This is a genomic window from Flavobacterium sp. N1736 (assembly GCF_025947065.1).
Classification (GTDB): domain Bacteria; phylum Bacteroidota; class Bacteroidia; order Flavobacteriales; family Flavobacteriaceae; genus Flavobacterium.
On sequence record NZ_CP109994.1, the window covers coordinates 798,629 to 812,309 of the forward strand.

Here is a 13,681-nt window from a genome sequence, read left to right on the forward strand (position 1 = left end):
AACAACAAACGTAAGAATGAGTTGTAATGTACAGCTGGAATAGCTTCTTAAATTAATTGGGTAATTCTGTTCCGCATTCATAACAATATTTTGCGTTATCAAAATGAATTTGCGCATGGCATTTTTTGCAGCTTTTTTTTCCGCTAACTGAATTGTTTTTTAGGCTGCTTTTTGCAAATTCAGCAGTTACGATTCCGGTTGGTACAGCTATAATTCCGTAACCTAAAATCATTACTAATGCCGCAATGAATTGTCCTAATGGTGTTTGTGGAGAGATATCGCCATAGCCAACAGTAGTTAAAGTTACAATTGTCCAGTAAATACTCATTGGTATGCTGGTGAATCCAGATGTTCTGCCTTCGACTAAGTACATAATTGAACCAATTATTATAGTGCTAATGAGAACAAAATAGATAAAAACCAGAATTTTTTCTTTGCTGGCTTCGATCGCCTCACGAAGTTGTATGGATTGATGTGAGATTTGTGGAATATGTAAAATCTTGAACAATCTAAAGAAACGCAGTGCTCTTACAATAGATAAAATGCTCGCTCCTGGAAAAAATATCGATAAATACATGGGTAATACAGCAAGCAGATCAATGATTCCGTAGAAGCTGAAAACATATTTTACCGGTTTTTGTATTGAAATAATGCGTAAAATATATTCAATGGTAAAAAACACAGTTATAACCCATTCACAGATAATAAGTTGCGAATGATATTTTTGATTAATTCCCTGTACTGTTTCCATCATGATTAACAGAACACTCAGCAAAATTAGTCCAAGAAGTACTAAATCAAACATTCTTCCTAAAATGGTATTGGTACCATATAGAATGATTTTGATTTTTTCCCGAAAGATTTCGTATTTTGATTTCACTTTACCCATATCGACAAAGATAATGAAAGTTTAGTTGTGTTAAAAATGAAGAATTTTAACTGATTTACTTTTACGGATGTATTGCTGGATAATGTTTTTAACATCCCGATTGTTTTGCATTGGAATTAATATGTTTTTTAAGATATCGATATTCGTAATCTGATAATTCAAATCATAATAGGCGTATCCTTTATATTGTCCGTTTTCGATTAATACGGCGCTGCGTTCGTTTATGTTTCGGCCTCTGTCAATAATAATCATGCTTTTGTTTTCAAAACTATTTTCAGAGATAAATTCCTGCACGCGGGCATTATATATTTCGGGTGTGATTTCGCCAATGCAGGCGCCGTCACATTCTTTTATTTTATATTGAAAACATTCTTTTTTACTTTGATATAAACCTGTCAGTTTTTGGCATAAATGATATTTCGCAGTGAATTTGAAAAGCATATTTTTTCCTTCCTGTAAAGAAATAAAAGATGTAATTTCTTTTTTACGGCCATCTGCTTTTTGAAGTTTTAAATTCAAATATCCGTTTGAATCTTTTTCTGTATATAAGGCAAACGGAAAAAAAGTTTTTTTCTGTGAGCGATTGTGCCTTGGGCGGTTTACTTTTATTTCCTCGCTTTCTTTCAATAAAGCAATTAATTCGCTTCCGGTTTCATCATAAGTAATGGTAAAAACTTCTGCCTGAATTTTTTTACTTTTGGTTGTAATCCCTGTAAAATGCTGGTTTACTCTTTTCCGAATATTTTGGCTTTTGCCGATGTAAATTAATGTACCGCCTTCATTATAAATATAATAAATGCCGGTTTTAGAAGGCATTTGTCCTACCAAATCCATTAATTTTGGAGAAATTCCTTTTTCAACTTCCAGCTTTATAAAATCTTTTACGATTGTTTTTTCCAGATCTTTTTCAAGAAGCATTTTGAAAAGTTTTGTAGTTGCCATTGCATCTCCGCTGGCACGATGTCTGTCTGCCATTGGAATTCCAAGTGCTCGAACTAATTTTCCTAAGCTATAAGAAGGTTGTTCCGGAATTAATTTTTTAGCAAGTTCTACGGTACAAAGTGTTTTGGCTTCAAAATCGTAGCCCAAACGTCTGAATTCGGTACGTAAAATTCTATAATCAAATGAGGCGTTATGAGCAACAATAATGCAGTCAGAAGTAATTTCAATAATTCGTTTCGCAACTTCAAAAAACTTTGGTGCCGAACGTAACATGGCATTATTGATCCCCGTTAATTTTACCACAAAGGGCTGAATCGGAATTTCAGGATTAACAAGACTAATAAATTGGTCAACTACTTCGTGTCCATCAAATTTATAAATGGCGATTTCGGTAATTCCTTCTTCATTAAACTGGCCTCCAGTAGTTTCTATGTCTAGTATTGCGTACATTTTCAATGTCAATATCAATAACAAAAATCAATTACAATGTCAAAAATCAATATTTAAAATTGAATTTTGTTATTGATATTATGATTGTCATTGAAAATTATTTTTTATTTATTATCATTTTTGATGAAATTGCTACAAGTTGTTCAACTTCAATTAGAAGTTTATTTCTTTTATCGTTATCATCTTCTTTAATATAATCTAGAATTTTTAATGAGTTTCTTGACTCTTTTAACTCTTTTACGACTAATGAAACTTTAAAAATAAAATCTTTATCGGTAATTGTGCCTTGTGCTTCCCCAAAATTTAAGGATGCACTTCCAGATGATCTTATTAATTGATTTTTATAATATTCATTTTCAAATAATCTTTCTAATTGTCTTGTAAAAAAAATGCATTCTCCTGCAAAGCGAACTAATCGATCTTCAAAATTGAATATTTTTTCCATTTAATTATTGATTTTTGACTTTTGCAATTGACATTGATTTTTTTGATTAACGACCTCCAAAAATGCTGCTTCCAATACGCACCATTGTGCTTCCGCATTCTATAGCAAGTTGGTAATCGCCGGACATTCCCATGGAAATAGTATTCAGTTTGCAGTTTTCAGTCTGCAAAGTTTTAATTGAATCAAAAATCGACTTTAAATGTGTAAATTCTTTTTTAATTTGATTGTGGTTTTCTGTAAATGTTGCCATTCCCATTAAACCTAAGGTACGAATATTTTTCAGTTCTTTGAACTCAGATGAAGAAATAAGTACATTTAATTCATTTTCGTCTAAACCAAATTTAGTTTCTTCCTCGGCAATATGTATTTGAAGCAAACAATCGATAATTCTATTGTTTTTGAGAGCTTGTTTGTTGATTTCCTGCAATAATTTCAAACTATCAACACCATGAATCAAACTAACAAATGGTGCCATATATTTGACTTTATTCGTTTGCACATGACCAATCATATGCCATTGAATATCTTTAGGCATTTCTTCCCATTTCTCAGCCATTTCCTGGATTTTATTTTCTCCAAAAATGCGCTGACCTGCTTCATAAGCTTGCATCAAGTCTGAAACGGGTTTTGTTTTAGAAACGGCAACGAGAGTTACATTTTCAGGCAAACTGGCCTTAATAGTATTTAAATTCGATTGAATTGACATGGTATTTCTTTTTTATGAAAGAATAAACTGCTTAGATATTTTCTCTGCTTTTTTACTTTCACTATAATCATAAAAACCTTCACCGGATTTTACTCCTAATTTTCCGGCTCTAACCATATTTACTAATAATGGGCAAGGCGCATATTTTGGATTTTTAAAACCTTCGTACATTACATTTAGAATAGCCAGACAAACATCAAGACCAATAAAATCAGCAAGTTGAAGCGGTCCCATTGGGTGCCCCATTCCTAATTTCATTACAGTATCAATTTCATAAACTCCGGCAACTTTATTATATAACGTTTCGATTGCTTCGTTTAGCATAGGCATTAAAATTCTGTTTGCTACAAAACCCGGATAATCGTTTACTTCAACAGGCGTTTTTCCTAATTTTACAGATAAATCCATTATAATTTTAGTGACTTCATCGCTGGTATTGTATCCGCGAATGATTTCGACTAACTTCATAATTGGCACGGGATTCATAAAATGCATTCCGATAACACGCTCAGGATGTGTAACTACGGATCCAATTTGTGTAATTGAAATTGAAGAAGTATTAGTCGCCAAAATTGTATTATGAGAACAAGCTTCGTTTAATTGTTTAAAGATATTCAGTTTTAACTCTACATTTTCTGTAGCAGCTTCAACAACCAAATCAACACCAACCACACCGTCTTTAATATCAGTATAGGTAATAATATTGGTAATGGTTTTAGCAACATCTTCCTGAGTAATAGTTCCTTTAGACAACATTCTGTCTAAATTGGCGGCAATAGTTGCCATTCCTTTATCTAATGATTTTTCAGAAACATCGATAAGTTTTACGGTAAAACCACTTTGTGCAAAAGTATGAGCAATTCCGTTACCCATTGTTCCTGCACCAATTACAGCTATAGTTTTCATTTTTCTATTGGTATTATATTTATGATTTAGCCACGAATTCACTAATTAAGCAGTGAATTCGTGGCTAATTTTATTTTTAAAATTATATTATTTATCGAAGCAATCAATAATTTGATACGCTACTCTTAAAGCATCTGTAGCTTGTTCTAAAGTTACAACCGGAGTAGTATCTGTATTAATAGCATTTGCAAAAGATTCTAATTCGTCAAGAATTGCGTTGTTTTGCTCAACATCAGGATTTGTAAAGTAGATTTGTTTTTTTACACCTTCGGCATTTTGCAGAATCATATCAAAATCTCCGGGAACTTCCGGTGCGTCTTTCATACGAACGACTTCACATTTTTTCTCTAAAAAGTCAACAGAAATGTAGGCATCTTTTTGAAAAAAACGTGTTTTACGCATGTTTTTCATCGAAATTCTGCTTGCTGTTAAATTGGCAACACAACCATTTTCGAATTCAATTCGTGCATTGGCAATATCGGGAGTATCACTAATTACAGAAACTCCACTCGCATGAATATCTTTTACTTTTGAATGAACAACACTCAAAATCGCATCAATATCGTGAATCATTAAATCTAGAACCACAGGAACATCTGTTCCACGGGGATTAAACTCGGCCAAACGATGCGTTTCTATAAACATTGGGTTTTCGATCATGTTTTTTGTGGCAATAAACGCAGGATTAAAGCGCTCAACATGACCAACCTGACCTTTTACATTATACTCTTTTGCTAAAGCGATAATTTCTTCGGCTTCTTCAACAGTATTGGCAATTGGTTTTTCTATAAAGATGTGTTTTCCTGATTTAATCGCTACTTTAGCACATTTATAGTGCGAAAGTGTTGGCGTTACAATATCGATTACATCGACAGCGTGGATTAATTTTGCAATTGTGCTGAAGTTTTTATAGCCAAATTCTTTTGAAATTCTTTCGGCATTTTCCTGATTTTCGTCGTAAAATCCAACTAATTCGTATTTGTCAGATTGTTGTAATAAGCGTAAATGTATCTTACCTAGATGACCAGCACCTAAAACTCCTACTTTTAACATGAGAATGTATTTTAAACAAAAATATAATTTATTTGTTGAAAGTAAAAGTTAATGTAATAAAGATTTAGCGATTTAATAATTAAAAATCAATATTTGATTTAGTATTTAGTTTCTTAATTTTACCAAAATAAAATAAACCAATTTTGAAAGATACTGCCAAACATCAAGGACTTCGTAATCAATTAGTAAGCACTTTAGAACAAAAAGGAATTACTGACAGAGCGGTTTTGGATGCGATAAAGAAAATCCCGAGACACCTTTTTTTAAATTCAAGTTTTGAAGATTATGCTTATCAGGATAAGGCATTTCCTATAGGAGCGGGGCAAACTATCTCGCAGCCTTATACAGTTGCATTTCAATCGCAATTGTTAGAAGTAAAAAAAGATCACAAAATTTTAGAAATTGGTACAGGATCAGGCTATCAAACTGCTGTTTTGTTTATGCTTGGCGCTAAAGTTTATAGTATTGAGAGACAAAATGAATTGTTTAAAGCAACTTCAAACTTGTTTCCAAAATTAAATATTCGCCCAAAACATCTTTCGTTTGGAGACGGTTACAAAGGTTTGCCAAATCATGCACCGTTTGATAGTATTATTGTTACAGCCGGCGCACCGTTTATTCCTCAGCCATTAATGGCACAATTAAAAATAGGAGGAAGGCTTGTAATTCCGTTAGGAGAAGATGTTCAGATTATGACTTTATTGATTCGTAAAAACGAAACGCAATTCGAAAAACACGAGTTTGGAGAGTTTCGATTTGTTCCTTTATTAGAAGATAAAAATTAAAAACAAAACCCACTAATTATTTAGTGGGTTTTGTTTTTATTGAGCAATAATACCAATATATCTTTCTAAACTTTCTTTCTCAATTTGAGCAATAAACATTAAAAAATCTTCTTTATTGTTTTTAGTCTGAGCAGTTTCAAGAGATTGATAATATTGCATTCTGTTTTCGTAATCTCCTTTTATATTGGCTATTAGATACCCTTTTTGCATTAAAATTAAATTCATAATCAAGCGTGAGGTTCTACCGTTTCCATCAATAAAAGGATGAATGGTCACCAGTCTTTCATGCATTTCGGCAGCCAGAATAACAGGATGTAATTTGTTTTTATTGATTTCGTACCAAATAAAATAATCTTCCATTTCTTTAGCAACCATAAAAGGCTGTGGCGGCATATGCGTACTTCCTTTAATCATCACCTGAACTTTTCTATATCGACCTGCATCTTCCGGAATTATTCCTCTAAGTATTAAATTATGAATTGATAAAAGATCACGCTCATTTATAGAATTATTTTTACTCATTAAATCCTTTATAAAACCAATTGCTTCCTGATGGTTTATAGCCTCCAGATGCTCTCTCATACTTTTTCCTGAAATAGTCAAACCTTCATTGATAACTAAATCTGTCTCGCGAAGTGTCATTGTATTTCCTTCAATTCTATTACTTTCAAAAGTGTATTCGAGTTCAAGTGCCTGAGCAACTTTATAACTGTCAAATTGCCTGTAATTATCCAATTTTTCTTTTAGGACATCAATTTCCTGTAGAATTTTTTCTAAAGTATTTGATATCTTTAATTTTGAGATCGTTTTGTTATATTTAATTTCCTGCTCAGCAACCATAAGGGCTTTTAGCGCAAACTCATCGTCTCCTATTTCATATAAAATTTTTTCCTTTAACCATGCAATCATTAAAGTTTCGTAATCTATTTCTAAAAGCTGCGCTAATTTAGAAACCTGCTCTTTAGTTGGCTTTCGTGTACCGCTTTCAAATTTGCTTACTAAAGCCTGATCTATACCCAAAAGCTGTGCAACTTCACGAGTTTTTAATCCTTTTTGTTCGCGGGCATTTTTAAGAAGCGTTTTCATTTTTAATGTTTTTAAATGTCTTGACAAATTTAGTCATTTTTATTGGTAAAAAAAAGCAATACTTAAATATTGCTTAATTTTTATCTATTTTGGAGGCAATGAGCCGTCTTTTCTCATTTCTTTAACCACAGCCTGCATAATCGCATCAACTGTTTGTCCGAGATCTGTGACATAATCAGATTTTGTTGTTCCTGTCCAGATTAATTTATTTTCTTTTAATGAAAAAATATTGGTTTCTACCATATACGAAGTGGTTTCCTGATAATATCCCGGATCATAAAAGCTAGGCGAGTACATTCCGTACCAGTTTCCAAAACCGTAACCGTACATTCCTGTGTACATCCCATCAAAACCACCGTAATACATTCCTGTATAAGTTCCGGGAACGTAATTTGTTTCTTTTTCAGTACTTACTAAACGCATTGTGATAACTCCGTCAAAATTTTCATCTTGCAGAATTTTTAATTTTTGTTCTTTTGTAAGTTGTGCTGTAGTTTCGTTTAAATATTGATAGGAAGTTTTAAAAATTTCATTACCGGCAGCAATTCTATTTTCGGCTACTCTTCTCGAAGCTTCGTCTTTCACCAATACTACAACCAAAACTTTTTTAAAATGTTCCTGAGCTATTGTTATTTTTGGATCTCTCCAACTATTTACAATCGAAGTGTTACTGCTGCAACCCGAAAGTATAATTGCAGTTAATAGAATTAGGTACTTTTTCATTTCTTCTTATTTTAAATTAAATTGTAGTAAAAATAAGAATAAAATATTAAAAAATGTTCTTTTACAGTAAATTAAGATTTAGTTGTATGCCTTTTTAATACGATCAAGATCTCGTTTTGTATCTTGTTCTTTTAAAGATTCACGTTTGTCGTAGTTTTTCTTTCCTTTACAAAGACCAATTTGCAGTTTTGCAAGACCTTTTTCGTTAGTAAATAGCTTTAACGGAACAATAGTTAATCCTTTTGCCTGTACACTTTTATGAAGACTTTTTAATTCTTTTTTGTTTAAAAGCAATTTTCGTTCACTTCTTGATTTATGATTAAATTGATTTCCAAAAGAATATTCTTCAATATAAGTATTAATGGCAAAAAGTTCCAGATTACTAAATTCGCAAAAACTCTCTGTAATATTAGCTTTTCCTAAACGTATAGATTTAATTTCGGTACCGGATAAAACGATTCCGGCTGTATAAGTGTCGATGATTTCATAATCAAATCGAGCTCTTTTATTAAGTATATTGACTGTTTTTAACATAGTGTGACAAATTTAGTAACAAATAAACGAAAGAGCAATTGTTTTTACATAAATGATATAAATTTGCATTATGGAAAAGCAAGCATCTAAAGATCCGTTACACGGAATTACACTTCAAAAAATAGTAGAATCTCTGGTAGAATATTATGGTTTTGATACATTATCAGAATTAATTCCCATAAAATGTTTTCTTTCAAATCCTAGTGTAAAATCCAGCTTAACTTTTTTAAGAAAAACCGATTGGGCTCGTAAAAAAGTAGAAGATTTGTATATAAAATCTTTGCCTAAATTGGCGAAGTAATTATAATTTATACGAAATCATGACACCGCCACGATACGGAAGCCATTCGCCGCTTTTGTTCCAATTTTGTGCTTTTTCATATCTTCCCGGAGTTCCGTCGTTGTAATATCCATGATAAAACCCTTGATGCCAGCCACCGCCTGCAAAAATATCAATAACAAATTTATCGTTTAGTTTAATATTATAACCAACAGTAACACCTAAACGGTAACCAAAACCGTGCTCGTATTTATTACTATCCCAATAGTTCCATTTTTGTAATTCATAAATATCCGGTCCTGCATTTGCTCCAATATAAAAACCGTTGTATTTTTCTTTAAAATGATAACGAACTTCAGGAGTTAATGTGTAAAATTTCATTGGATTATGTCCATTTACAGATTCCCAAAAAGAAGCCATAACATCAACACTAAAAGTAGTTTTCTCGCCAATACTTGTTTCAATTCCTAGATTTGGTATAGCAACCAAAGCCGTAGCAGCATTAAATTTTATATAAGTTTGACTCTGTGATTGAACTGAAAAGAAAAGAACAAACAAAATGAGTAATTTTTTCATAAAAGAAGTTTTCGTGTACAAAAGAAATAAAGCTTAAATACTTATTTCGCGTGCAAATATAACGTAATACGATTGTTCCTATTGTGAAAAATAGTGTATTTGATTACTTTTTTTTTGCAAAAAGCTCTTACTTGTCTAATAACGAATAAATTACTTTATCTAAAAAACGCCCTTCATAAAATTCTGATTCTTTAAAATGTGCTTCTTTAACAAAACCACATTTTTGCAGTACCTTTTCCGAAGCAAAATTTTCCGGATCGATAACGGCTTCAATAGAATGTAGCTTTAAATCATCAAAACCATATCTGTTTAATCTATTTACGGCTTCAGGAATAATTCCCTTTCCATGAAACTCAGGTAGTAACATATAGCCAATTTCGGCACGGAAATTTTCAGGCTGCATTCTGTAAAAACCAATAATTCCCAATAATTTAGGATTACCTTTTAAAGTAATAGCCCAATTAATTCCCACATTGGTTTCAATTTTTTCGTCAATCATAGCAATATGTTCGAGCGCATCTTCAGTATTTTTCACTAAAGGTCTCGGAATATATTTCATGGTTTCAGGATTTGAACGCAATTCAAAAATTTCGTTTACATCGTCATTTGCAATCCGTCTTAAAAGTAAACGCTCAGTTTCTATAATTGGAAATGGAGAAAAGTTAAATTCCAGCATTTTTTTATTTTATAATATTTGTAGACTAAATTTTGAGTGGAATGTTTGTTGTGCATCCAAAATTAAAATCCCTTCCTTTTCGAATAAATTACCTGAATTTTCTGCCGTGTCTGAGTAACCAAACCACGGCTCAATACACACAAACGGAGCCTGATCTTTTGTCCAGATTCCTAAACTCGGAAAATCTTCAAAATCAACTTTTACATACGGTTTTGAATTCTCAAGAATAGTGATGGAATTAGATTCCAGAGTTTTAAAAACCAAAGCATCATTTTCGAACAATTTATAATGCAGCGGAACCAAATTTTCAGTAGTCGCTAAAGTTTCTGTTTTATTCGAAATCAAATCATTTTCTAAGAGAGAATATTTTAAAACTTCATCTTTCTCAAATTTAAAAGCATAATTTTCAAAATTCTCAGACAAAGCAATCGCAGGATGCGCACCTATAGAAAAAGGCATTTTAGTATCCCCTTTATTAATTACCTTATATTCAATATCCAAAGTAAATTCTTTAAGCGTATAAATAAGCTGTAATTCAAACTCAAAAGGATATTTTTTCAGCGTTTCATTATTCGATTGTAATGAAAAAGTAGCGTTATTTTCAGTTTTATTAATCAATTGAAATTCCATATCGCGCGCAAAACCATGTCTTGGCAAATGATATTCTTTTTCATTAATCGTATAAGTATTGTTTTTTAAAGTTCCCACAATCGGAAAAAGAACAGGAGAATGTTTTCCCCAAAAAACAGGATTCCCTTCCCAGATATGTTCTTTGTTTTGATTGTCTTTTAATGAAAACAATTCAGCTCCGGCATGTTTGATAGAAGCTTTAAGTGTTGAATTTGATATTGTTGTGTTCAAAATTATATAATTGAAAGAAATTAGTTTTTATCCAAATGTAAATATATTTTTTAAAATTTAGTTTTTCTAAGAAAATCGCTTAAATTATTTTTTTGATAAAATTTTGCTAAACTTTAATTTAAGGTTAAATTTTTCTCTGTAAATAGCTTTTTTTTTCATTAATTTGCTACATAAACAGCTAAAAAATATGAAAAAACAATCCTCAAAAGCCTTATTAACCATGGCTTTGTTTGTAGGGATTTCTTCTGTTTGGGCACAGCAAACGCCAGCTACAACAGCAGTAACCCCTGTTAATAATTACAATTATCACGATGCTTTTGCACCACATTTTTACACTAAAAATGGTACAACAACCCGTTCTGCCAGTGGTCAGCCCGGAGTTGAATATTGGCAAAACAGAGCCGATTATCAAATAACGGCAAAATTAAATGCAACATCAAACGAAATTGTTGCTACAGATGAAATCACGTATACTAATAATAGTCCGGATAAATTAGGATTTGTTTGGCTGAATTTAGATCAGAATTTATTCAAAGAAGATTCACGAGGAAACGCCGTTGTGCCTTTAACCGGAAGCCGTAACGGAGCTCAGGGTCAGGTTTTTGACGGTGGAAATAAAATTAAATCTGTAAAAGTAATTTTTGGAAAGAAAAAAACAGAAACAGATGTAAAATACATAGTTACAGATACGAGAATGCAAATTTTCCTTCCCGAAGAATTAGCTTCAAAAGGAGGATCTGTAAAAATTAAAATCGAATTTTCATTCATTGCTCCTTTTGAAGGATCTGACAGAATGGGAGTTTTAGAAACTAAAAACGGAAAAATCTTTACAATTGCACAATGGTATCCGCGTATGTGCGTGTATGATGATGTAAGAGGCTGGAATACAGCGCCGTATTTAGGAGCTTCTGAATTCTATTTAGAATATGGAGATTTTGATGTAAAAATTACAACTCCGGCAAATCATTATGTTGTAGCATCGGGAGAATTATTAAACGGTGCCGAAGTATTGCCTGCAGACCAGTTTAAGCGTTATGCAGAAGCGAAACAAAGTGATAAAACAGTTATAATTCGTTCTGCCGAAGAAGTTGCTGCAACTGCAAATACAAACGCAACCGCTGAAAAAACATGGCATTATCAAATTAAAAATGCACGTGATTTTTCATGGGCATCATCTCCGGCTTTTATCTTAGACGGAGCAAAAATAAACCTGCCAAGTGGCAAAAAAGCATTAGCATTATCTGCTTATCCGGTAGAAAGTAATGGTAATGATGCGTACGGACGTTCAACTGAATATGTAAAATCATCCATAGAAAATTATTCAAAAAGATGGTTTGAATATCCTTATCCGGTAGCGACAAACGTAGCAGGAAATGAAGGCGGAATGGAATATCCGGGAATTGTTTTTTGTGGATGGAAATCTAAAGGAGATGATTTATGGGGTGTTACAGATCACGAATTCGGACACATTTGGTTTCCTATGATTGTAGGTTCAAACGAGCGTTTATTTGCGTGGATGGATGAAGGATTTAATACTTTTATCAACTCAGTAAGTTCGTATGATTTTAATAATGGAGAATACAAACAGCCGGCTTCTAATTTACACGAAGACGCAGAAAGCTTAACCAGCCCAAAATTAGAAACTATTATGAGCTCTCCTGATAATATGAAGGAGGCGAATATTGGTACTTTGTGTTATTTTAAACCAAGTGCAGGTTTAACGATTTTGAGAGAACAAGTGCTTGGAGAAGAGCGTTTTGACAAAGCATTACGCACTTATGTAGAGCGTTGGGCATACAAACATCCAACTCCTGATGATTTTTTCAGAACAATTGAAAATGTTGCGGGAGAAGATTTAAGCTGGTTCTGGAGAAGCTGGTTTGTAAACAACTGGCGTTTTGACCAGGGAATCAATTCTATTAAATATGTAAAAAATGATCCTTCAAAAGGAGTTGTGATTACTGTTGAGAATTTTGATAAAATGCCAATGCCAATTGTTTTGGATGTAAAAACAAAAAGCGGAAGAATAACCAGAGTTAAATTACCTGTAGAAATCTGGCAGCGTAACAATGTTTGGTCTTTCAAACATAATTCAACAGAAGAAATTGAAAGTATTACACTTGATCCTGATCATGCATTCCCTGATTATAAAGAAAGTAATAATGTGTGGAAAGCGGGAAACGGAACAATTGAAAAAGATATTATCCTTGACGGATATTTAGGTAATTATGTTACTGTAAAATCACCTTTAACAGTTGAATTAACGGAGAAAAACAGTGTATTAAGTGCAGAACTTCCAAACTATCCAAAATTCACTTTATCTCCAGTTGCAGGAGAAAAAGATACATTCGAATCTAAAAGAGCAGGATTAAAATTCAAATTTAATGAAGCCAAAACAGGTTTTGACATGATACTTACAGAAAATGGACAAGTAATACCATTTACTAAAAAATAATAATTAAAAAATATAAAATATTTAAAACCCGATAGCTATTTGTAGTTATCGGGTTTTATTTTGGTTTCAAGTTTCAAGTTTCAGGTTTCAAGTTTCAAGTTTCAAGTTTCAAGTTTCAGGTGTGGCTAGTTTAGTTCACGAAAAGAAAACCTTAGAACCTTAGTAACTTAGAACCTTAGCATTTAAAAAAAAATAACATTACATTAAAAAAATGTTAGAATTTTAATTTTTTGTTTTGTAAATTAAAAAATAGTGTACTTTTGCACCGATGAATAAAATAAGTTTACATATAACTTCTTTGTCACGGACAAACT

15 protein-coding genes are annotated in these 13,681 nt (G+C 32.2%); 3 read left to right on the forward strand and 12 right to left on the reverse strand.

What is annotated here, in order from left to right; translation table 11 throughout:
- Positions 1-52 precede the first annotated feature (52 nt).
- The 6 genes from OLM54_RS03390 to OLM54_RS03415 form a co-directional block, all read right to left on the reverse strand.
- Positions 53-889: an ion transporter gene (locus tag OLM54_RS03390; RefSeq protein WP_264537194.1), complete on the reverse strand. Its 837-nt coding sequence runs from the start codon at positions 887-889 to the stop codon at positions 53-55.
- Between the two features lie 30 nt (positions 890-919).
- Positions 920-2,281, reverse strand: coding sequence for an exonuclease domain-containing protein (locus tag OLM54_RS03395; RefSeq protein ID WP_264537195.1), 1,362 nt, complete (start codon positions 2,279-2,281; stop codon positions 920-922).
- A gap of 97 nt (positions 2,282-2,378) precedes the next feature.
- Entirely contained in the window at positions 2,379-2,726 is a 348-nt protein-coding gene (locus OLM54_RS03400; RefSeq protein WP_264537196.1) for a four helix bundle protein, read from the reverse strand.
- A 46-nt stretch (positions 2,727-2,772) separates the two neighbouring features.
- The gene (locus OLM54_RS03405; RefSeq protein ID WP_264537197.1) at positions 2,773-3,432 is read right to left on the reverse strand and encodes a YggS family pyridoxal phosphate-dependent enzyme; all 660 of its coding nucleotides are present in this window, start codon (positions 3,430-3,432) and stop codon (positions 2,773-2,775) included.
- 12 nt (positions 3,433-3,444) lie between these two features.
- Complete coding sequence (locus OLM54_RS03410) at positions 3,445-4,338, reverse strand: 3-hydroxyacyl-CoA dehydrogenase family protein (protein ID WP_264537198.1); 894 nt, start codon at positions 4,336-4,338, stop codon at positions 3,445-3,447.
- 87 nt (positions 4,339-4,425) lie between these two features.
- Positions 4,426-5,391: a Gfo/Idh/MocA family protein gene (locus tag OLM54_RS03415; protein WP_264537199.1), complete on the reverse strand. Its 966-nt coding sequence runs from the start codon at positions 5,389-5,391 to the stop codon at positions 4,426-4,428.
- Positions 5,392-5,534: 143 nt separating this feature from the next.
- On the opposite strand from OLM54_RS03415, the gene OLM54_RS03420 reads away from it, so the two are divergent.
- A complete protein-coding gene (locus OLM54_RS03420) occupies positions 5,535-6,176 on the forward strand; it encodes a protein-L-isoaspartate(D-aspartate) O-methyltransferase (protein WP_192184989.1) in 642 nt (213 codons plus the stop codon).
- Between the two features lie 36 nt (positions 6,177-6,212).
- Here OLM54_RS03420 and OLM54_RS03425 read toward each other — a convergent pair whose 3' ends face one another.
- The 3 genes from OLM54_RS03425 to smpB all read right to left on the reverse strand — a co-directional run bounded on the left by OLM54_RS03425 (position 6,213) and on the right by smpB (position 8,519).
- Complete coding sequence (locus OLM54_RS03425; RefSeq protein WP_264537200.1) at positions 6,213-7,262, reverse strand: Fic family protein; 1,050 nt, start codon at positions 7,260-7,262, stop codon at positions 6,213-6,215.
- Positions 7,263-7,346: 84 nt separating this feature from the next.
- Positions 7,347-7,985: a hypothetical protein gene (locus tag OLM54_RS03430; RefSeq protein ID WP_264537201.1), complete on the reverse strand. Its 639-nt coding sequence runs from the start codon at positions 7,983-7,985 to the stop codon at positions 7,347-7,349.
- A 78-nt stretch (positions 7,986-8,063) separates the two neighbouring features.
- A complete protein-coding gene (smpB, locus tag OLM54_RS03435; RefSeq protein WP_073393742.1) occupies positions 8,064-8,519 on the reverse strand; it encodes an SsrA-binding protein SmpB in 456 nt (151 codons plus the stop codon).
- Between the two features lie 70 nt (positions 8,520-8,589).
- Here smpB and OLM54_RS03440 point away from each other — a divergent pair, with 70 nt between their 5' ends.
- Complete coding sequence (locus tag OLM54_RS03440) at positions 8,590-8,820, forward strand: VF530 family protein (RefSeq protein ID WP_264537202.1); 231 nt, start codon at positions 8,590-8,592, stop codon at positions 8,818-8,820.
- Here OLM54_RS03440 and OLM54_RS03445 read toward each other — a convergent pair whose 3' ends face one another.
- From OLM54_RS03445 to OLM54_RS03455, 3 genes are all read right to left on the reverse strand, one after another.
- Positions 8,821-9,375 (reverse strand): DUF3575 domain-containing protein, encoded by a 555-nt coding sequence (locus OLM54_RS03445; protein ID WP_264537203.1) that lies wholly within the window; start codon positions 9,373-9,375, stop codon positions 8,821-8,823.
- 127 nt (positions 9,376-9,502) lie between these two features.
- On the reverse strand, positions 9,503-10,051 hold the full coding sequence (locus tag OLM54_RS03450) for a GNAT family N-acetyltransferase (protein ID WP_264537204.1): 549 nt from the start codon (positions 10,049-10,051) through the stop codon (positions 9,503-9,505).
- Positions 10,052-10,060: 9 nt separating this feature from the next.
- Entirely contained in the window at positions 10,061-10,912 is an 852-nt protein-coding gene (locus OLM54_RS03455; RefSeq protein WP_264537205.1) for an aldose 1-epimerase family protein, read from the reverse strand.
- A 187-nt stretch (positions 10,913-11,099) separates the two neighbouring features.
- Between OLM54_RS03455 and OLM54_RS03460 the strand changes: the two genes are divergently transcribed.
- Positions 11,100-13,367, forward strand: a complete 2,268-nt coding sequence (locus OLM54_RS03460; RefSeq protein ID WP_264537206.1) for a M1 family metallopeptidase — start codon at positions 11,100-11,102, stop codon at positions 13,365-13,367.
- Positions 13,368-13,681 lie beyond the last annotated feature (314 nt).

What these genes read in the sequence shown, in the direction of transcription:
- OLM54_RS03390 (WP_264537194.1), bottom strand. Translation starts at nt 889, where the DNA reads ATGGGTAAAGTGAAATCAAAATACGAAATCTTTCGGGAAAAAATCAAA.
- OLM54_RS03395 (WP_264537195.1), bottom strand. Translation starts at nt 2,281, where the DNA reads ATGTACGCAATACTAGACATAGAAACTACTGGAGGCCAGTTTAATGAA.
- OLM54_RS03400 (WP_264537196.1), bottom strand. Translation starts at nt 2,726, where the DNA reads ATGGAAAAAATATTCAATTTTGAAGATCGATTAGTTCGCTTTGCAGGA.
- OLM54_RS03405 (WP_264537197.1), bottom strand. Translation starts at nt 3,432, where the DNA reads ATGTCAATTCAATCGAATTTAAATACTATTAAGGCCAGTTTGCCTGAA.
- OLM54_RS03410 (WP_264537198.1), bottom strand. Translation starts at nt 4,338, where the DNA reads ATGAAAACTATAGCTGTAATTGGTGCAGGAACAATGGGTAACGGAATT.
- OLM54_RS03415 (WP_264537199.1), bottom strand. Translation starts at nt 5,391, where the DNA reads ATGTTAAAAGTAGGAGTTTTAGGTGCTGGTCATCTAGGTAAGATACAT.
- OLM54_RS03425 (WP_264537200.1), bottom strand. Translation starts at nt 7,262, where the DNA reads ATGAAAACGCTTCTTAAAAATGCCCGCGAACAAAAAGGATTAAAAACT.
- OLM54_RS03430 (WP_264537201.1), bottom strand. Translation starts at nt 7,985, where the DNA reads ATGAAAAAGTACCTAATTCTATTAACTGCAATTATACTTTCGGGTTGC.
- smpB (WP_073393742.1), bottom strand. Translation starts at nt 8,519, where the DNA reads ATGTTAAAAACAGTCAATATACTTAATAAAAGAGCTCGATTTGATTAT.
- OLM54_RS03440 (WP_264537202.1), top strand. Translation starts at nt 8,590, where the DNA reads ATGGAAAAGCAAGCATCTAAAGATCCGTTACACGGAATTACACTTCAA.
- OLM54_RS03445 (WP_264537203.1), bottom strand. Translation starts at nt 9,375, where the DNA reads ATGAAAAAATTACTCATTTTGTTTGTTCTTTTCTTTTCAGTTCAATCA.
- OLM54_RS03450 (WP_264537204.1), bottom strand. Translation starts at nt 10,051, where the DNA reads ATGCTGGAATTTAACTTTTCTCCATTTCCAATTATAGAAACTGAGCGT.
- OLM54_RS03460 (WP_264537206.1), top strand. Translation starts at nt 11,100, where the DNA reads ATGAAAAAACAATCCTCAAAAGCCTTATTAACCATGGCTTTGTTTGTA.